At 55.4% G+C, this 19340-nt stretch carries 20 protein-coding genes; 4 read left to right on the top strand and 16 right to left on the bottom strand.

The window, feature by feature from the left end:
• Positions 1-383 precede the first annotated feature (383 nt).
• On the top strand, positions 384-1148 hold the full coding sequence (locus G6L97_RS27170; RefSeq protein ID WP_174004182.1) for a hypothetical protein: 765 nt from the start codon (positions 384-386) through the stop codon (positions 1146-1148).
• Complete coding sequence (locus tag G6L97_RS27165; protein WP_174004180.1) at positions 1141-2268, top strand: pentapeptide repeat-containing protein; 1128 nt, start codon at positions 1141-1143, stop codon at positions 2266-2268. Before G6L97_RS27170 ends, G6L97_RS27165 begins: the two co-directional genes overlap by 8 nt.
• A 242-nt stretch (positions 2269-2510) precedes the next feature.
• On the opposite strand, the gene G6L97_RS27160 is transcribed toward G6L97_RS27165, so the two are convergent.
• Positions 2511-2852, bottom strand: a complete 342-nt coding sequence (locus G6L97_RS27160) for a DUF736 family protein (RefSeq protein ID WP_174004178.1) — start codon at positions 2850-2852, stop codon at positions 2511-2513.
• Between the two features lie 372 nt (positions 2853-3224).
• The gene (repC, locus tag G6L97_RS27155) at positions 3225-4430 is read right to left on the bottom strand and encodes a plasmid replication protein RepC (protein WP_236776390.1); all 1206 of its coding nucleotides are present in this window, start codon (positions 4428-4430) and stop codon (positions 3225-3227) included.
• A gap of 766 nt (positions 4431-5196) precedes the next feature.
• Between repC and G6L97_RS27150 the strand changes: the two genes are divergently transcribed.
• Positions 5197-5463 carry a DUF982 domain-containing protein gene (locus G6L97_RS27150; protein ID WP_025591982.1) on the top strand — a complete coding sequence of 89 codons (267 nt, stop codon included), beginning with the start codon at positions 5197-5199 and terminating at the stop codon, positions 5461-5463.
• Positions 5464-5494: 31 nt separating this feature from the next.
• On the opposite strand, the gene G6L97_RS27145 is transcribed toward G6L97_RS27150, so the two are convergent.
• The 3 genes from G6L97_RS27145 to G6L97_RS27135 are packed head-to-tail and all read right to left on the bottom strand — an operon-like array spanning position 5495 to position 6771.
• Positions 5495-5689, bottom strand: a complete 195-nt coding sequence (locus G6L97_RS27145; RefSeq protein WP_272438536.1) for a hypothetical protein — start codon at positions 5687-5689, stop codon at positions 5495-5497.
• Entirely contained in the window at positions 5686-6099 is a 414-nt protein-coding gene (locus G6L97_RS27140) for a hypothetical protein (RefSeq protein ID WP_025591984.1), read from the bottom strand. Before G6L97_RS27140 ends, G6L97_RS27145 begins: the two co-directional genes overlap by 4 nt.
• Positions 6100-6108: 9 nt before the next feature.
• The gene (locus tag G6L97_RS27135) at positions 6109-6771 is read right to left on the bottom strand and encodes an SOS response-associated peptidase (RefSeq protein WP_025591985.1); all 663 of its coding nucleotides are present in this window, start codon (positions 6769-6771) and stop codon (positions 6109-6111) included.
• Between the two features lie 398 nt (positions 6772-7169).
• On the opposite strand from G6L97_RS27135, the gene G6L97_RS27130 reads away from it, so the two are divergent.
• A complete protein-coding gene (locus G6L97_RS27130) occupies positions 7170-8261 on the top strand; it encodes a porin (RefSeq protein ID WP_174004175.1) in 1092 nt (363 codons plus the stop codon).
• 332 nt (positions 8262-8593) lie between these two features.
• Here G6L97_RS27130 and G6L97_RS27125 read toward each other — a convergent pair whose 3' ends face one another.
• From G6L97_RS27125 to G6L97_RS27075, 11 genes are all read right to left on the bottom strand, one after another.
• Positions 8594-9253, bottom strand: a complete 660-nt coding sequence (locus tag G6L97_RS27125; protein ID WP_272438535.1) for a hypothetical protein — start codon at positions 9251-9253, stop codon at positions 8594-8596.
• Positions 9254-9258: 5 nt separating this feature from the next.
• A complete protein-coding gene (locus tag G6L97_RS27120) occupies positions 9259-9699 on the bottom strand; it encodes a hypothetical protein (RefSeq protein ID WP_174004170.1) in 441 nt (146 codons plus the stop codon).
• Positions 9700-10532: 833 nt separating this feature from the next.
• Complete coding sequence (locus G6L97_RS27115; protein WP_174004168.1) at positions 10533-10970, bottom strand: type II toxin-antitoxin system VapC family toxin; 438 nt, start codon at positions 10968-10970, stop codon at positions 10533-10535.
• On the bottom strand, positions 10971-11216 hold the full coding sequence (locus G6L97_RS27110; RefSeq protein WP_174004166.1) for a type II toxin-antitoxin system VapB family antitoxin: 246 nt from the start codon (positions 11214-11216) through the stop codon (positions 10971-10973).
• Positions 11217-11288: 72 nt separating this feature from the next.
• Complete coding sequence (locus tag G6L97_RS27105) at positions 11289-12347, bottom strand: class I SAM-dependent methyltransferase (RefSeq protein ID WP_272438534.1); 1059 nt, start codon at positions 12345-12347, stop codon at positions 11289-11291.
• A 424-nt stretch (positions 12348-12771) separates the two neighbouring features.
• Positions 12772-13080 carry a hypothetical protein gene (locus G6L97_RS27100; RefSeq protein WP_174004790.1) on the bottom strand — a complete coding sequence of 103 codons (309 nt, stop codon included), beginning with the start codon at positions 13078-13080 and terminating at the stop codon, positions 12772-12774.
• Positions 13080-13934 carry a DUF932 domain-containing protein gene (locus G6L97_RS27095; protein ID WP_174004792.1) on the bottom strand — a complete coding sequence of 285 codons (855 nt, stop codon included), beginning with the start codon at positions 13932-13934 and terminating at the stop codon, positions 13080-13082. The genes G6L97_RS27100 and G6L97_RS27095 overlap by 1 nt, the downstream gene beginning before the upstream one ends.
• Positions 13935-14419: 485 nt before the next feature.
• Complete coding sequence (locus G6L97_RS27090; protein ID WP_174004794.1) at positions 14420-15268, bottom strand: hypothetical protein; 849 nt, start codon at positions 15266-15268, stop codon at positions 14420-14422.
• A 95-nt stretch (positions 15269-15363) separates the two neighbouring features.
• Positions 15364-16410 carry a non-homologous end-joining DNA ligase gene (ligD, locus tag G6L97_RS27085; RefSeq protein ID WP_174004795.1) on the bottom strand — a complete coding sequence of 349 codons (1047 nt, stop codon included), beginning with the start codon at positions 16408-16410 and terminating at the stop codon, positions 15364-15366.
• A gap of 79 nt (positions 16411-16489) precedes the next feature.
• Positions 16490-16879, bottom strand: a complete 390-nt coding sequence (locus G6L97_RS27080; protein WP_025591855.1) for a helix-turn-helix domain-containing protein — start codon at positions 16877-16879, stop codon at positions 16490-16492.
• Between the two features lie 123 nt (positions 16880-17002).
• On the bottom strand, positions 17003-18985 hold the full coding sequence (locus tag G6L97_RS27075; RefSeq protein ID WP_174004237.1) for a ParB/RepB/Spo0J family partition protein: 1983 nt from the start codon (positions 18983-18985) through the stop codon (positions 17003-17005).
• Positions 18986-19340: the final 355 nt, after the last annotated feature.

Below are 19340 nucleotides of genomic sequence, written 5' to 3'. Positions count from 1 at the left end.
GGAATTCCCTCAGCAGCGCAGTTTTGACAAATCAGCCTTGAATTGCGCAGCTACGATAATCTCCGATTCGTAAACAATTTACAAATGGGTAACTATGTAGCTACCTGGCATGGTTGTCCGCGGACAACTCTTGCAAGAAACGGTTCAATCCGCGACGTTGTCCGCGGACAACCGCCCGACGTCCACCGTAAATGGGGAAGCAAAGCGCAGCTCCTGGAGCTCACTCATTCCCGGCGGCGGTGCGCCTCGTTAACGGTAGGAGAGAATATCCGACGCGTCGCCCGGAGGCGATGGCTCTTGCATTCGCGCCGCGATACACGCCGTGATGGTAAGCAAGACGTGTTTCTGCTAAATCTGGCTTGCTCAACAATAAGGATTCGGCCGTGCAGTTTTCATCAAAGTCACAGATGCCATTGCGCCACCTAGTCGAACTTGCCGGGACAATGGCCATCAACGAAGAGGGCACAACGGCAGACGTCAAAACGAGGATCTTCTTCGATGAGGCGGAAACAGAGGTTGAAGGATACACACTCAAAATCAGTTTCAAGGCAGCTTACATTTCCGCGAATGCGGAAGGTGGCGAGATCTGCGGAGACACGAAGCATGGTATGCGAATCCATGGAGCCTTTGCTGACAAGACGATCAACGTTGAAGAACACGACAAGAAATCCAGCCGTTCCGCAAAGGGGAGCGAAACAAATGGATCTGCGTCAGGCTCTGCTACGGGTCCAAAGTTTGGCCTTGGCTTCAAACGGTCGTCATCAAAGGATCTTTCAGCGGAACAGGAACGGTTGAGGAAAACGGAAACAGTGGTTCGACACATTCCGGTTGAAATGAAGGGAGGCGATCTTTGGAAGGTGACTAATGAGGACAACCGCGCCCTGTCCGGAACTTATCTTCACAAGGATCAAGTGTTTTTTCGGGTTAACAAGGACGAGCGGTTATCTAATCGGTTTGGCGCATCTGTCACCATTCATGCCAAACGTCGCGATATCGCTGTCGAAATTGTGGGTAAGCCGAAGCTATCGCTCCCGACAAGCTCGGGAAGGCTTCTGAGTTTGTTGGTCACCAAACAGCTTTCCGAAGTTGCACAAGATAAAAACCCGGAAACAATAACCTTTGCGCGGCTGGAAATGTTTGATGAGTGAGAGCCCGTTTTTTGTTCTGCCTAACGGCGACCAGATTGCAAAGGCCATCGATATTCTGGAAAAATCAGAGCTCGATTTCATTTCGAAGGCCAAAGCCATAGGTTTGGATCCAGAGAGCGATTTCCAGTTCGCTATTCTGGACAACACAGATTTGAGTGACTGTGATTTAAGGAACGTGAATTTTACGGGTGCGTCACTTCGAGGTGTTACCAGGAACGATAATACGGTTTTTGACGATACAACCATTCTCGATGGAGCGGATACTGACGGGTCGTTTTTCGAAGAGGAAGATATGGGCGACAGGCAAAGCCTTGAGCCGTCTTATCTCAACGATCACTGGACGGAACAGGTCATCTGGCTTGATCGATTTCAGTTCGGGGCAGCGACACCGAACCACGAAGAAGCGTCGCGAATTCTCGACACCTTTTTGCGATCTGGGGACGCATTCGTTCGGCGAACGGCGCTCGGAGCTCTCCGGAAGACAATGAAAACGGAAAAGCTCGTCCAGCTTATTGAGCGGGTCGTCTTCGATTCCGCCGATCGAACGGTCCTGGGACCATCGCTAGATTTGCTGCGCGAGCTTAATAAAGAGCAGCCTGAAAAGGTGCGGAAGATGGTCGTGGGACAGTTGCAGGGTCCCTGGGCGGCTGAAGCAGCTACCTTTTTGGTGACCGTTTTGGGGACGGCGCAGATCTCATATTTGTCTGCGTTGATATCCCGGCATAACTCTCACACCGTGCGACAGCGCTTCATATCCGCATTGGCTGCGAATGAGGGTCTTGTCACCATCGAAATCACACGAAACCCGGAAACTGGCGACGTCTACGATTTCAACAGTTTCATTCCCGGATCCGCGCTGGATTTCGTCTCGAAGAGCATGACAAACAGGAGAAAACGATTTGTTTACAGCGGGACAGACACAGCTCCCTCTCCGACTGACATTGCAATGCTGAAACACTATCATGGAAAACGGGCGGAAATTCGCTCGAGGATACAAAAGGACCTCGCGCGATTTTCGAAAAAGTACAGGTTAGGCTGGCATTTCATGGAGAGGAATGGCTTTTACGCGGGCTATTCATTCGTGGGAGAGTTCGTGACCGAAGAAAACGAAAGTCGATAAAGGCTCGGATGCGAGCCTAGCCTCGTAGAATCTAAACCATCGATAAACGCTGGTTATCGATGGTTAGAAGCTCAACCCGAGAGTATCCGAACTAATGAATGCTAAAGTCCTGATCACTTTCAGTCAGAAACTTGTTTACCATAAATTCAACGACTTAAAGAGCGGCTGACATGCCGCAACGCTCGGCCATATTACGGTAAAAGCCCCGGGTCCAGCCGGGGCTAAGAGAAGTTGGGGACTTTTCAGTCCCTGTCCTCCCAGGGAATGATCGCCTGCAGGCTGGCGTCATCCTGGCCGGCGTATCGGCCGAGGTTGGCATTGAGGCGGAGCTGCTTGATGAAGAGGGTGAACTTGGTCCCGCCATTGTTGTTCTGGCCCTGCCAGATGGCACCGACTTCCAGTTCGTAGCCCGCGGGCGATTTGCCGAAGATGCGATGTGTCGGCGCTCTCTCGTTTGCGGAGGTGAAAGGTACGGCGCGGATCTCGATGTCGTGGGTGAGGGTGGATATCCGGCCGGTGCCCACGGCGCCTGCGATGTTGTCATCTTCGAACTGGATGAAGTTGGTGAGTTTATTGTTGGTCATGGTGTCTTTCCTTTATCGGGGTTGCGATGACCGTTCATCAGGCATGTCGAATGAGCATGGACTGCACCCGTAGGGCCGAAGCACCGCGACGGAGGCTGCTCGCCGGAAAATTTGTTTCGCGAGGAAGCCGCAGGCGGGGAAATTTTCAGGGGAGCGGCTTTGCGGTATCTGCGGCGACATGCGAACGAGCATCAAGAGCAAACCAGGCAAAGGAAAGACGGCCTGACCCGCCAGAAGCCACCGTTCCAGCGTCGATATGACCTCGACATTCGTTGGGATTGTCCGTCTCCACGCGCTGATGCCGACGAGCTCTCCGAGCTGCACCGCATGACGGGAAAAAATCGTGAGCGCCATAGTCCATCTCTGGCCCAATCAATTCAGCGCTCCGGACATTTGGCGTGCCGCCAGAGCGTAGACAGAGCGTGTGAGGTAAAGTTCCCCCGTCGCTGCGCGATCGGTCATTGCACGGAGATAACCACCCGGCGATGTCACTTCCCGCATCTCCTGTTTCTGGATAGTGATCGCAATTGCGACGGCCGCGGCCTGTTCTCCCATCTGCTGAACCGCGCGGTCGCGGGCGTCCGGTGAAATGCCAGCGCAGGCCGCCATTAGTGGGATCGACTTTATCAGGTCAGTCCAGCTTTTCGCGGTTATTCCCCACATGCTCAGTGCGGGGGTTCCCCTTAACAGGTCCTGCAGGGCAGGCAGACCGTTCCGCTCGCTCGGTTTCGGCTTGCGTGTCTCCACACGCTGCCACAGGCTTTCCTCAAAAGCCCTCTTGCTGGCGGAGCCAGCCGCCTCAAAATTTTGTTGATCGGCCTTAGCCGATCGCCGTTCATTATTACTTCCTACGGGCTGATAGGGGTTTGTATTCTGTATGTGCTTATTGTTTTCGAGATGCAGGCCTATTGTTTTTGGCATACTTCCACGCACTTCCAGAGCGGCATTGAGGCCTGTTATCTTTCGTGCCAACCAATCTATGAGGCCTGTGGCCTTTCGCAGAACATTGCTGCTGGCGGCGGAGGGCTTGCCGACGGCTTGGATGACCCGGCGCAGACGCTGGACGGAGGCTGACAAGGAAACAACGCCGTCCAACGTTGCCTCCTCGATCAGCGCATTAAGCATTCTGAGCGTTCCACGATACCTGCGTAGAGCTGTGTTGCGCGCTGACTGCTCAACTCGGGCGGTCCGAACCAGCTCCGTGAGTTCGCCATGGCGAGCAACGAGTATGCGGAGATCAATCCCGCAAGCCTCCGAAGCGTCACCGTCAGTCCCGCGGCCGGGGAACCGCTTGTAGTTCCCACTATCTTGCATGGTGATCAAGCCGGCGTCGAACAACCGGGACAGCAGATAGCTTACACGGCTCTCAGAGCGGTTCAGTTCGAAGGCCAGATGCTTGTTTGATTTGAAAACAATCGGACTACCGTTCTTTTCAAAAGCCTCTTTGGACGCGGTGTTGACCAACAGCATAAGCAGGTGCGCTTCGGTGGCATTGATCAAGCCGGTGCAAGGTAGCGCTTGCGAAAGAAAGGCGAGCTCCGATCGTTGAACAGTTCCGAGCGACGCGGTCTTCGCCATTGCGATAAACCTCATCCTTTGGGGCGTGATCTTTCGTCCCTGCGGCCGTGTTGAATGGCAAAGTGTCTCCATTGTCCCCTACTTTCAAAAGCAGAGACCAGGCAAAGACTTAGCGTTCGCCGAACAGACGTTTTCTTGTTGACATTGGGGCGGGGAGGGTGCGATAACGGTTTTGGCTTATATATTATTACTACCCAGCCGCTTCCGGATTTGTTCGGGAGCGGTTTTTTCTTTTCTGGTCTGTTGTTCTCTCCGTGACATTTAAAATTCAGTCAGCCGAACTGATTCCCGGTCTGATTTGCGCGTGAGCATAGACGACTATTTAGGTAGTCGCAAATAGTTCTAAAATTGGTGCGTTAACAAACTTCTTTCCAAAAGCCTAATTTTTATAAACCTATGAAATATAATGATATTTTCTTTATTGGTTTAATTTTGGTGCTCTATTTTGCGTGTCAAAAAGGTAATATTTGCTTATTTAAAATGCTACCGAAAGACAAATCGACGCTCTCGCGTCCTCTTCTTTCATCGCTACGAGGAGCGATTTCAAAGCGGCCCGATGCACTTGTACGGCCCTAATGACGGAGGAGTTCGGCCCGTACGACGAAAGCACTTAAGCCGTCATCGAAACCGGGCCATATTTCCGGAGCAGCAGATGATCACCGGATCGCAAGCTGCGCGATGCGGCTTGCAAAGGTCTTGGAGCGGAAGGATACCCCGGCCGTCTACGGGCTTGATTAAACCTTTCGGCATATAATAATCTCTCCCGATGAGCGAATTCAGAATAGAGCCACTTACGATCCTATGGGGCGATTTCGAAACCCTTGAGACAGTCGCGGACTTGGCCAGGTGCCTTTTAAACAAATGGCCGGCTGGCGCCGATGGACAGGCTTACGTCACTGCCCTCATGGTCTGCTCTGCCGTTCTTGAAAACGGCTTGGATGATCGGCCGGAAGATGCGCGGGCGGCCTTCGTCGATGCGGTCCACGAAGCGCTTCTGTCGGTTTCACCGGATGACGACGCACTCGAATGGTGAGACAATAAACTGTCAATCGCCCGTGTATAAATCAACCGTCTTTGCGACGTGCTGATCGGTCGAATTGGAACAGATCTCTTTGAGGATAGTGCTCCCAGCAATGCCAGGATGACATCTCCGTCTCTGAGCGGGAATATCCGAAGCCGCCCCACTTCTTGCAGCCCGAATGTTCGCAATAGTGCTCGTCGAGAATGCCGTCGCCGGCCTTAATGGTCTGGTCGCTCAAAGATGGGCGTCTCCGAATATGTCGACCGGTCCCCTCGATGCTTCAATCAGAGGCCAGCGAACTTTCTTTTTCCATTTGTCCAACGCATCCTCGGCGGACGAACAGAAGACCCATTCGATGAACGCGTCGGAAATGTTGGGGTGGTCGTAGTAAACGGCAGCGATTCCCTTGCGCTGGCTGAACAAAATCTCCGTTCTAGCGCCGGTCGGTATGTCGTCATCGTCGGCGAGTAGTTCTGTGGCAACGTAACCGGTGAAGACTGTGAGGTCAGAATCCCGGTCGACTTCAGCGATTATTCGCGGATCAAGGTCGTCATGGCTGGCTTTCTTTGCGCCGACGAAGTCACCGTCATCCAGTGGGGATTTTGCGTATACGCCGTGCTTTTCGAGCAGGTATGGACGAATGCGCATGTTTGCCTCCTATCCAAATAGATCCTGTTGCGGCCTTTCTTCCTCAACTGGCAGCAGCACGAGGCCGTCGTCAGGCAATGGCCGTTGAAGCGATTTCGCTTCGTCCCACGGCGCGGTAAGCCATGTCTCAACTTCATCTTTGTTCGTCAGAATGACCGGCATTGCCTTCGGGTGGATCGGCTTGACGACGCTGTTCGGGTCGGTCGTCAGAAATCCATAGAGCTGGTGATCGCCTTCACGTGGGTTCTTCATTGATCCGCGAACACCGTTCCACCCGGTCCATATGCCGGCGAAGAAGGCGAGGGGCGTTTCCTCGTTGATCGCAAACCAGCGTTTGGTCTTGCGTGGCGTGGTGTCCTCCCATTCGCAGAACATTGTCCATGGCACCACGCATCTGTTCTCAGGCCTAAGCCAGCGCCGCCAGTGCGGCGACGTCACATTACGAATGTTTGTGACGCCCGTGTCCGGCTTCCCCTGTGTGACGAACTGCGGCGACGGCATTCCCCATGTCAGGCCAGCGAGTTCCCGGCCATTTTCTCCGTTCCGCACTACTGGCGCTGATCGGTCCGGGTAGATCTCGATGTCAGGCTCGAGGTTAAGCCGCTCCTGCATGATGCCCACGATGTCGCGCATTGATTCCTGATTGGTTTTCACACGGTACAAGTTACACATGCTGACCTCAAAATTTGGCTTGTCAGTATTCGCACCATCATTTGTTCTTATTATGTTCCAGTATAGTGATCGAGTCAAACGAACGAATGGCCGCACATCTCAACGCGCAACACACGAATAAGATCCTGAAACTGAACGGAAATTACCAAATGATTAAATCTGGTGTTTAACAAAGGGTATTGTTTCACACCGCCGATGGCGGTCCATTAATCACATTGTTGCCCTTTTGCTACAATCCGAAATTAAGGCGGCACGAATATGATTGTATTATGCCGTTCTACATTGCCGACTCCGCATTTCATCTGCCATTTGTGAATCAGCGCACAGCCAAAGAGGCGGGGACAACCAGCTCTCAGGACGTGCGTTGGTGGAAAATAAAATTTGACTGGAGGTCAACCATGAACATCAAGAGCCTTCTCATCGGCTCCGCTGCGGCTCTCGCAGCAGTATCCGGCGCTCACGCTGCCGACGCTATCGTCGCTGCTGAGCCTGAGCCCCTGGAATACGTTCGCGTTTGCGACGCTTTCGGCACTGGCTTCTTCTACATCCCCGGCACCGAAACCTGCCTGAAGTTCGACGGTTACATCCGTTTCCAGACGGACTTCGGTCGCAACCTGTCCGGTACGTCTGACTGGAACTCGTTCACGCGCGCTCAGTTCAACATCGACACCCGCACCGACACCGAACTCGGCGCTCTGCGCGGTTACATCGGTTTCCGTGGCCAGGCAAACAACGACTCCGCACGTGGCGTTGTTGTCGACCAGGCTTTCATCGAACTCGGCGGCCTGAAGGTCGGTTACTACTACAACTGGTGGGATGATGGTCTCTCTGGCGAAGTTGATAACCTGTCTTCGAACAACACCCGTCTGAACGCTATCCGTTACACCTACGATGCCGGCTCCTTCTACGCTGGTGTTGCAGTTGAAGAACTGGAAACCGTTGTTGCCGGTAACGGCGTTGGCAACCTGACCAACAACCTCGGCGTTTCGCAGCTGAACTACACCCTTGCTAAGGGCGAGCGCGACAACAACGTTGGTATCTCGGCAATCATCGGCGCCAAGTTCGGCGGCGTAAACGCTAACCTGCTTGGCGGTTACGACACCGACGCTGAAAACGGTGCTATCCGTGCAATCGTTACGGCTGACATCGGCCCCGGCACCCTCGGCCTTTCTGGCGCATGGGCTTCTGGCGCAAACGCTTACTACGAAGAGTCTGAGTGGACTGTTGCTGCTGAATACGCCATCAAGGCAACTGACAAGCTGACCATCACCCCCGGCGCTCAGTACTTCAGCACTCTGGACATCAACACCAACGGCGACTTCGTTGGCGATCGCGATGCATGGCGCGCTGGCGTAGCTGTTGGCTACAAGATCACCCAGGGCCTCTCCACGCTCGTTTCGGTTAACTACCAGGACGTAGACGGCACCGAAGGTGTAAACGGCGGCGGCGACAGCTGGCTTGGTTTCGTTCGCCTTCAGCGCACGTTCTAATCTGATCTGACATCTGTCAGTGATGGAAAGCCTCGGCAGAAATGCCGGGGCTTTTTTGTGCTTTTCAATGCCAAATCTCAATTACTTAACGCGCTGTAATCAATGTAAAATTTCTCATTAATGCTTATGAGGAATTTGCAAGAAAATAAGCAAGCCGAAGCATTATTTTTTGGACAATGTCCGAAAATTTGTTTAGCATGTTCGTGAGTTAGAACGCTCGGATCAACCCTGATCCACCGGGGCCGAGTGGATAGCTCCAGTCAAAAGTTCCTGATGAAAATCAGGTTGCTCCCCAGCTCTCCAGGCTGGGGAGTTTTGTTTTCAGGGGTTAATCAACCTTTGGCAGGGCGATCGCGCGTCGCCGTTCTTGCAAGCATCGCGTAAGTGCTTCGCAATTGCACCACAGCCAAATCAATCCATGATGACTTGTCTTCGGCATTGGTTTTGATCGGCTCACCCTCCTCCATTCTTCTTCGAAATCCGAAAGGGCCATGTTCAACAGCCTCCAAAGGAAAGGCCTTGAGATGGAGCGCGGATCTCGCCCTGAATGTATCAGCCTGAAGCTGAGCACGCCTCGAATAGAGCACGCGCCAGAGGGCATCCAGCCTACGCCTATTTCGAGAATCCCTGTTTCCCGTCGCTGCTCGTCTGCAAAGCGCATGGCATCGCCAATATCGCCTTGTCAGAAAAAGGTGCCTGCGCACAAAATCCTCCATCTCCGCGCCGAAATCGACGTTAACCAGGTGGCCCCTATCACGATAAGTAGTTTGAGCGGATTGAGCATATGCATTGAGCCTGCTGGCGAGCTTGTCCATTTCACCGCTGACTTTTGCGGGATCATCGTCGATGATCTGATGCACAGCTTGAAAGGGTATGGTCTCTATCAGTTGACCTATGCGAACAGTCATACACTCGCCTTCAATATGGGCGAGCGTCCAGATCTTGCCATCGAGAGGCGCGGCTCCCTGAAGTTTGCTGTGAGAGGTCATCATCCACCTCACACAGCATAAGCCGCTGAACCCTGGCGGGCTCGATGGCAGGCCAAGGCGTAAGCCGTCATCTGCGCCAATAGGTCTTTGTCCTCCGCGCACTTCTTCGGAAACCATTGACGAACGGCAGCAGCTACGGCTTCGTCGCCAGCGCCGCCGTGACCTTGCAGGATCTTCCACTCCAGATAGCTTTTCGCGAAATCACGCCTTGTCCGGACTGGTCTAACGGAAAACAAATCTTGGCGTGCCGTGGCAAGGCGCGCAGCCTGTACGGCATCCCCAGGCGACGGGAAATACGCCTTGATCAGCGCTTGCTTCGTCGCCTCTTCAGTCGTGGCAAAGCGATATCCTCTGCCGGCATGGTAAAGGACCCGCTCAGTCTGATTTAGACCGGGTTCGGTTCCGTCATCGTACTCAATCACGTCGAATATCTGGTGGGCCTGCGTCATTTCCGCTCTCCTTTCAAAACGCGAAGCGGCCTTTCTTCTGCCCGGCGGGCAGGAGCACTCCGCTCCTGTCCCCGAGCTCGTGCGGAACAGCCGGAGAGAGGGGGGGCAAGATCCGGAGGAGAGCGTGCGAAGCGCGCGGCCTGATGGTGCGCAACGCGGTTGCACCCTTCAGGGTGCGACGGAATTGCTGCACCGGAGGGACGAGGCGGTTCTTGCTGGGGGAGAGACGGGCAGAGCCCTCTTTCCCCCGACTATCGAACTTGCGGCCGAAAGGTCGGTTAGACAGGCCACCGTTTCGAGCGGGCGAAGCTCGCGCGATCGGCAAGGTGGCGCTTGCGAAACCGCTGTCGATAAGGATGGAAGGAAGAGCATCGGAGAAATCAGCATAGCGCCGGCCGTAGGACGGGATTTCGGGAATTCTCGACACGCTAAGAGCGGAACAAGGGCAGCCGCAGGAGCCTCAGCGCAGCGGCCCTTCAGGGGAGGCGGGACCGACTGACCCCGCCCGTGCGTTCCGCACAAGAAAGGCCGCTCTCAGGCGGCCGTCATTGATCGGGTGGGCGGGGTGTTCGAGGGGTGGGGCCAAAGGGGAACCCCTCGGGCCTTGTCCTGCCGCTCGATGCGGAAGGGCGAGGCGACGGGACGCTAATCAGGTGCGACTTTCCACTGCCCGGATACGAACCAAAATGTCGTGGAAAAAGGGCACCGCCTCCAAATCCTCCTCTCCATATTCGTCTGGATGTTTCTTTCTCCAATCGATCTCTTCAAGAGCGAGGGACGGCGGAACAATCCCAAGAATATGAAATACGCCTACCGAAATTCCACTCGCCAGCTTAGACTGCCTCAATATCGGTCTTTATGAAATCGTCACCCTTGAATAAGAGGGGCAGACGGTACTCCTTTGCACATGCATAAACGAAGCAGTCTCCCATATTCAGGCGAGCGGGATGGGCCACAAATTTTCCGAAGTTTCGCGCGGCATCGATGGCTGCGCGGTGGGTTTTGCCACCAATTGGCATTTCACGAGCGGCGATCAACGTTAAAAAACTATCGATTTTTTGTTGGGCGGTATCGATTAATTCCGGAGGGATTGGGGCCTGGTGACCGACCTTCGCATTCGCCATTTGGCGAGATAGGCTCAACACCGCTTCGAAAACGGTCATCGACGAATAGAAGATCGGCTTTTTTGCGTCCTCAAGTTTGGCAAGAAGGGAGCCAGCGTCGCTCTCATTGGTGAGGATCGCGATGATCGCGGATGCGTCGATATACATTTATTCTTCCCACAGTTCGTCGGTGAACTTCTTCATATCGAAAGGCTTGGGGTTCGGGCCGAGCACGGAACCGATTTCGTCTTGCAGCTTCTTGACACGATCGCTTAGCGGGATCGCGTTTTCGGCCCGGGCAAGCTCATTTTCGAGAGCGCGCCGTACAGCCTCGGTTTTATTCGGGGCCTTGGTTGCCATCTGAACTTTTCTTGCAAGCTCATCGACGGCATTATCGCGGATATAAAGAGACATGTCTGAATCCTTGCGCGTATATGCGTTGATAGATATTCGAATATTCTATTCGGAATATACACTTTTGCAAGCTCAAAAGAAGCTCAACTGGCCGCGTTTATCGGCGGAAAAAGGCACGAGGAAAGACATATCACGCGCCAGCGGTTTACTTGCACCGTCCGCTGCCTCCAGATCCTCTTTCACTGAGATACGACTGCGTATCTCCGTGAAATCGAAACAAGCAATTTCAGTTATGATGGTGGTATCTTTCCAGTCGTTCTTGAAAATCGATGTGTCGACACCGACGCCCGCATCCATTGTGAGGCCCGTCGCTTTTTCGAACTCCACGCCTTTGCCCTTTGTCTGACGCTCAAAAAAATGACGGCCTGAATATTGGAAAGATGCGGACTGCTGCGGAATGATGAACGCGCCATAGTCGGCCAGCTCGGCGGCAATGTCGATCACATGAAACTCAAACTCACTCCCACGGTAACGAGGGCCGTTGGCACTGCGGCGGACGCGGCCAAAGGGTGGGTTGCCGATCGCAATATCATAGCGGCCAAGGCCCAGCTCTCGCCAATCGAAAACATCGGCATTGATCCAACGGGCCTCCGGCACAAGCTTGCGTCCAACTTCGCAGTATTTCGGGTTGATCTCGACACACGTCAGTTCCGTGGCGCGGCTGCCATACCTGGCGCGCTGGCCGACGAAATAGGAGAGAACGCCGATACCCGCGCAAAGATCGATCACACGCCCGCCAGCGCCATCCAGCGCGAAGTCACCGGCCAGATCGAACGGCGTGAAAAAAGCGCCAGCCGCGCCGTTGATGAATTCCGCACCCTCGTGCCAGTTACGGAAGACAAACTCGCGTTCGTCCTCGCTCAGCCGATCGTTTGTTAGAATTGCCTCGGCCTCTGCGTGCGCCTTGCGCTCTGCCTTTGTGAGTTTCGCCATCGTCCAATCTCCTATTTCCGCGTAGCGGTTAGCTCTTGCCCTCTCGGGCAGGAGCACTCGCTCCTGCTCCCGAGCTTCCGGCGATCCGGACGTGGGGGCGGGGGGCAAGCAGAAAATCAGGAGGGGGATCACCCACCCAGCGGGCCGGTTGTCATCGCCGGCGACGAAGGCGGCGGCGATGACAACCGTGTCCTGCACGACTGACGCGCAGCGGAAGAAGGAAGGATGGGGAAACCTGATTTTGTGCTTGAGGGGGAGGGGGAGCTGGTTCCCCTTTCCCGCCACGCGGATTGACGCGCAGCGTCATTATCGGCCGCGATCGCGGCCGGAGCCTTCGCCGTCACTTCGGCGCTATGGGGAGCGCGTTCTGGCTTCGGCTCAAACCAAGATCATCGAAAATGAAAGATGATCAACGATATTCGAACGCTCTGTCACTGCACGAGTGCACCAGGCCGGCAGGTTTGCGGTCGCGGTGGTTATCATAGGCCGCAAGCAATTCGGGTGGGCGGGGAGTTCGAGGGGCGGGGCTTTAGGGGAGCCCTTCGAAGGGCGGCCGGGTTCCTCGCAAAACCCCGCCAGAGGTTCCGCCGCATCTCCCGAGCGGACACCTTTATTCAAGCGTTTAGCACGCGATCTGAAGCGACAAGCCGCTTAGGCCGCACAAATGCGCAGCAATCCGCTGCGCCTCGTCAAAATCATCGCAATCGGTGATCGGGTCGTAAACGCCCTCGATAAGACGTCCGTAGACAGTGAAAAACTCCGCATCGGCGCGGGACCGCCCGCCCTCGATGCAGGTACCGTCTGCGCCTTCCTCGGCGGCATCGATGCAGCCGCCAAGTTCAAGGGTCGTGAATTTGCTCCAGTCTGGCTCCTGCGACGCCGTACAGCAGTTGAAAAGCTCAGCGGGTGAAAATGAGGTGTCGGGGCGCATCAGTGTGCGCCCTTCAACTTGGCCATTTCGGCTCCAAGGAGCCAAAGCGCCTTGTTGAGCTTGATGTCCTGATCGATACCAGTCACGGCGCGGGAACGTACCCGACGGGGACGGCCGAGGTCATCACGACCAACCGCACGAATGCCGCCCCTGATTGCGTTCTCCTGCACGACATTCCACGTCGTCCAAAGGTCATCAGAAATATCGTCGGCGCGGCGCTGCTTCAAAAGCTGATCCGGCTTGATGGGAGTTTTTGCCTCGCCCTCGGCGTCGCCAAAGCGTAGCAGGTGGGCTCCTGCAGCAAGGATTTCCTTTTCCTCCCTGTTGAGGCGCACAACTGACCAGTCCTGCGGGGCTGCAAGCGCGGTTTCGGCGGCTTTGAGGACCGTATATGTACCGTCGATGACTTTCGCCTGTACGTCGCCCGAATGGCGAACCTTGATTTCCTCAATCGTGCCGGTCTGCGTCACAAGCGAATTGAGGCAACGCACGCGGAACAATCCGGCCATCAACTCATATGCGCTTGTACCGTCGTTGGCGTTCTTCAGGAGGATTTCGCAAACGGTATCGCCCACGCTGTAGACCTTGCCATCGTCGATGCGGCGAAGTCGAATAAGATGCTTGGTATAGTCTGCCTTACCTTCGCTCCGTGATGATGACTGCTTTGCACCGACAGCAACGAAGCCCTCCTTTTTGAGGCCACGGAGGACTTCAATTGTGGGGATCGGCTGAAAACGCTCTGACCGGCTTTCGTGCGCCGTCTTGGCAAAGATCGACGGGGCGAGCTTGCGCAGTTCGTCCTCAGTCAGAGCGCGGCCGGTGTCGAAACGTGCGGTGCTTGTGTAAACGGTCATGATTAAGTCTCCAACGGTTCCCGAAATCCGAGAGGCAAGCCCCGCAGTGGGCGAAGCCTTTCACCCACCGTTCCGGTGGATGTGCCCTCACATCCACCGGAACGAAGGGGGGAAGGGCGAAGCCCGCTCCCCGTTGGTGCGCGGGGCTAGTCATGGGTCTGGCTGGCTGAAAAACGGAAGGTTTGCCGCCCTGGCGGTGAAAGCCGTTTTTCTGACAGACGGACAGGCGACAGCCTGCTTGCCCATTGGCGAGACCTGCGGACCATCGTAGAGCGGGAATCAAACAGTGGGAAAGGGCATTAAGCGGAGCGTATGCTCATTGCGAATGAGGCCGCTAAAGCGGTCACTCTGTTTTTTCAGGACAAGTGATCGTTACCGGAACGGCGGAGACGGCCGACAGGGCGGCTCCGTGGCGAAGCCATAGAGCACGGTCGCACATTGTGCGATGCCCCTCACTCTCATTCCCAAAAATCTCAGATCTTCCATCAGAACGGATGCGGATTCACCGCTTCATCGATTTTTCTCACCAGGTCGTCGACCAAATCCAACACGGACTTCACATAACCTGGCGTAAAATCATCCAGCAGATTAGCTTGTTTATCGCGTCCGTTACGATGCACGACATGATGTCGGAGAGCGACGGCTTTATTGAGAGCTGCGACGGCGTCTTTTCCGACCAGTGCGAAGAAATCGATCTCCAATCCGGCACGATAGAGAGCATTGATCCTCGGGAGGTTATGGAAACTAATATCGCGCAGGTGGCTGGTCAGCGTCTCAATCACAATATTCGGGTTTTCAAGCACTTCTGCCGCAGAGAATTTCATCGCCAGAACTTCTTTGTCCTGCTTCACAAGACGCAGCTGTGCTTCTTTTCTCTCAGCTACAGCGTTGAGAAGCGTGTCGCTCAGGAAAGCTTCCAGGCCACCGATAAGCGACGCGAACAACATACGATTGATTAAAGCACCGCCATAGTCTGAACCGTGTTCTCCCAACCACGCACTCACCTCACCATGCAAGTCGGCAAAGATAGACCGTGGATCGTCTGGAACCTCTGGTTCTGGCCAGTCTTCTCGACTGTAAAACGCATTATCTGCATCGACGTAGGTGTCTGGAAAATCGTCCAGCTTGATCTGGACGTTACCCGCGTTGTTCTCGACATACGCGGCAAACTCCTCGTCACACTCCGTACACTGGACGTAGATATTTCCCTCAGAATTCAAGTCGCTAGAACTTTCGGCGGCTTGCCAGTCAGGCTCCGGAATCTCAACATGCCCGGAAGATCGCTTATGACAAGCTGGGCATTCAAACGACACATGGGACTGAAATATTTGCATTCATCTTGCTCTATTAAACACTCTCTAAGCGTGTGGCCAAGCCTACGGCGTGTCAATAGTCGAGAATCAGTCCTTTGCTGACGGGATAGTACCTGTCAGTGTTCATCGAGGCGATAGACCTCGGCATTGTCCTGGACGTCGCGGATGCCCTTGAATGAGGCGTGCCGCAGCTTCCCTTCATGCGTCCAGGCGCGATACTCGATTTCAGCGATGATCGTTGGCTGCGCCCATACGACATTCTTGCGTACGCCGGCGTATTCGACCGGAGGCCGCTTGCGTTTAAGGCGGTCCAGGACACTGCGCAGTTTGTTGGCCTGAGCCTCCTTGAATCCGGTTCCAACGGAGCCGACATACACGATGTCATCGCCTCGATAGGCGGCGAGCAAGAGCGAGCCAATTCCGCCGAGCGCGGCAGTGGATGGCTCGTATCCGACGATGAAAAAGCTGTCACTCTGGATGCATTTGATCTTCAGCCAGTCGCCCAAGCGACCGGAGCGATAGGGACTATCGCGATGTTTGGCGATGATGCCCTCAAGGCCGAGACCGCAGGCGGACGACAGGAGCGCGTCACCGTCCGCTTCGATCGTTTCAGAAAACATAATACCTGGTGGCTTGGAGGACAGAAGATCCTCGAGCATTTTTCTGCGGGAGGAGAGTTCGACGGCGCGGAGATCGTGGCCATCAAAATAAAGAAGATCGAAGGCCATGAGGATGGCGTCAGCTGCGCTGGATTTTCCTGAGCGTCCGCCCAAGGACTTCTGCAGGAGGCCGAAATCCGACCGCCCCTGCTCGTCCATCACCACGACCTCGCCGTCGATTATGGCTGTGGCGACAGCAAGTTTTTTCGCAGCGTCAGCGATCGTCGGGAAACGGTGTGTCCAGTCGTGGCCTCCGCGGGTGAGTATGCGAACCCGGCCGAGCTCAATGTGAACTGCAATGCGATAGCCGTCCCATTTGACCTCTAAAAGCCAATCGTCGCCTTTGGGCGGCTTGGCTTTTAGAAGCGCAAGACAAGGTTCAACCCGGTCTGGCATTGCATCAAGCGGCAGGTTCGGCTGCGCGGGATCTCGCCGGCGTAGCGGGCGGGATCGGAGCGGTTCGTCATGCCTCAGAAGAGGCTTTGTCGTATTGGGCTTCTTCATGGGAAGACCGTATCACGAAGTGCTTATAAATCGTCACCACATTTGAAGGAGAAGGCCGCCTTGCGTTGGCCTTTTGATTTCAAGCGCCCGCAATGGTTTTGACCAAGGCAACGACTTTGCGTCGCACTTCACTGTCTTCGATTTTCGCAAATGCTGAGTTCAACGCAACGGCGTCCGGCGAGGCGAGAAATACAGCGAAGTCATTTTCTAGGGGCGGCTGGTGTTCCACCGGTTCGCCATTGCTCTCGAAAAAGGAAGAAACCGGAACGGCAAGCACAGCAGCAATTGCCTGCAATCGACTGGCGCCGACGCGGTTGGTGCCCTTCTCATATTTCTGCACCTGCTGAAATGTGACGCCGAGCGCCTCGGCAAGCTTGCTCTGGCTGAAGCCGAGAAGCTGGCGACGGAGGCGGATACGAGCGCCTACGTTCACGTCGATCTGGTTTGGAGTTTTGGGGGAGTTCAACATTTCAGGTCCTTCGGGTGGGCGGGGAGTTCGAGGGGGAGGGCGACAGGGGAGCCCCTCGACCTGGTCAGGCACGAGATTGAAACTGGCCGCGCCGGGGACGAGGCGCGGCCAGAGATTGGCGGCTTATTCAGCCGCCTCGGCAAGCGCACTGCCAAGAGGCTCGCCGTATTCTTCAAAGTTGTCAAACTGGTGATCAGTCTCGCGCTTGTGCGTGGCGTCGGTTACGATCCGCAATTGCGGTGGCAACCAGCCGGTTCCGGCGATGTTGCGCTCCGCGTAAGCCGCTGCATCAGCCTTCTTCATGCCAGAGACGCCAGCGGCGAAATCTGCGCCTTTCGCTTCGGCCAAAGCTTCCTCGATGCCGGTCTTGCTGACACGGCTGAAATAGTTCGCAGCCGTCGGCACGAACCATTCCCGCAGGTCCATGTTCAGGGCTGTTGCCAGCCGGTCAGCGTGCGCGCGCTCCTTGCTACGCGCATAATGCCCAAGATGAAGCGCATTGACGGACTTTGCAGCGGCATAGGCCAAAAGCGAAAGGAGTTCGTCTTGCGGCTTTTCCAGCAGCCAAAACCAGAGGTCGCTAGCCGACCCGGGAATGTGGTCGCCGTACATTTCGGAAAGAGTGTCGAACTCTACGATCCCCTTGCAGTCGGCGGCGTCCTTGATGATGCCGCCAAGCCGTTCACTCGTCAGGCGAATGTCGAGGCAGCTTTCTTCTGTTCTGTAAAGGCTGGACCCATTCAGCAGCAGGGAATGCACCACCGCAACAAGAGCAACGTGCGAATTGTTCGCCATGGCAGCACGGATCGCAGCGGTTTTCTGCGCCGAAAGCTCCATGACCAGCGCAGCCGAAGGATTGAACCCGGTTGGCTTCTGATCTGCCGTCGCCGTAGTGGTGGCAGAGCGACCGTGTGTCTCGTCCTCGGTTCCATCCTCGATCACAGTTGGATCGTTTTCGGGATGAATGAAACCAGCTTCGACTTTCAGATTACCATAGTGGTCGAGGAACACATAGCAGCCCGCAATTGCCATGTCGTCTGCCCGATATACGGGCGGAATGTCCGTCAGTTCATCAATTCGCTTGCGGATTTCTTCAACGCGCGCCTCGTCCTCCTCCGTCGCTGATCCGGCCTCAAAAAGATCGGAAAGTTCTTCGTGTTCGGCGTTCAACCGGTCCAGTTCGGCTTGCGCCTCATCCGAGAGCGGAACATCTTCTGCGTAGACGCGACGCATGCCGGAGGTGTCAGAGGGATAACCATTACTGCATTCCACCCACGCCCAACCTGCAAGACGAACGGTCTCGGCTTCCGCCTCGAGTTTGTCCGCCACAAGCTTCTCGACCAGTGCCACGTCAGTGGCAAAACCGTTGTTCTCGTCGTCAAATAGATCGCGCCTGACCGCCCCCCCGGCAGCCTCATACGCTGCCAAACCTCCAATAAATTTCATCCGCTTGTCGGTCGGCCTTACACCAGAGGACCTGATGGCATCACGGATGGCTGTGGCGTCCTTTTGCCAATAAGAGAGATTTTCCCAGATATCGACCTGCCGCTCGTGGTCATCGGTCAGCGTAAAGGCTTCGAGCTGCGACAGCTTCATCTCGCCTTTGCTGTAGAGGTCCAGCAGGGCCGGGGCTACCTTGACCAAGGCCAATCTGCGACGGACTGTCATTTCGCTGACGCCGAAACGGGCTGCTATGTCGGCAGTTTGCTTGCCATCCTCAACCATGCGCCGGAAAGCGTGCAGCTGATCGACCGGCTGCATCGCCTCGCGTTCGATATTCTCAACAAGGCTAACTTCCAGCGCGTCTTCGCCGCTTCGCTCCTTGCACTGAATGGCATAGCTCTTTTCGATTTCACCGAGTTCGGCCAACAGATTGAGTGCGGTCAAGCGTCGGCCACCCGCGATGACGTAGTAATGGCCCTTCTTTTCAGCTTTGCGCACGATAGGGTCCTGCAAGAGCCTGTAACCGTCCTTCCGGATGCTGTCAGCGAGTGTTTCGATACCCTGCTTGCTGTAAACCTTGCCAGCGTGGACATTTTTCGGGTCGATGCTGAGCTTGTTCAACGGAACAAAAATCGTTTCGGAAGCGGCTTTGGTATCGGTCATGGTTTATCTCCTGAGCTTTCTGTTGCACTCCCAAAGGGCAAGCCCCCTCGGGCGAAGCCTCCCCGATCTGATCGGGGAATGTCTCCTGACATTCCCCCGGACAGAGGGGGGAGGGCGAAAGCCCGCCCCACGGCGGGGGTGCAGGCAGTCAAGTGGCTTGGCGCGGAAGGCGTGGAAGCTTCTCGGGTCCGGCACGGCCGGACTGGTGCGGAAGATTGCAGGACTTCACGGGCCGCTTGACGGGCTGCGCCGCCGCTGTCATGGGGCGAACGTAAAAATGTCCGCGAAGCGGCCCGCTTGAACGTGCCGCACATCGGCAAAAAAACATCATCAAAAAGCATGAAAATTCACTTCT

Origin of the sequence: Agrobacterium tumefaciens, assembly GCF_013318015.2 — a bacterium.
Classification (GTDB): domain Bacteria; phylum Pseudomonadota; class Alphaproteobacteria; order Rhizobiales; family Rhizobiaceae; genus Agrobacterium; species Agrobacterium tumefaciens.
This window is presented reverse-complemented; position numbering and strand designations above follow the sequence as displayed.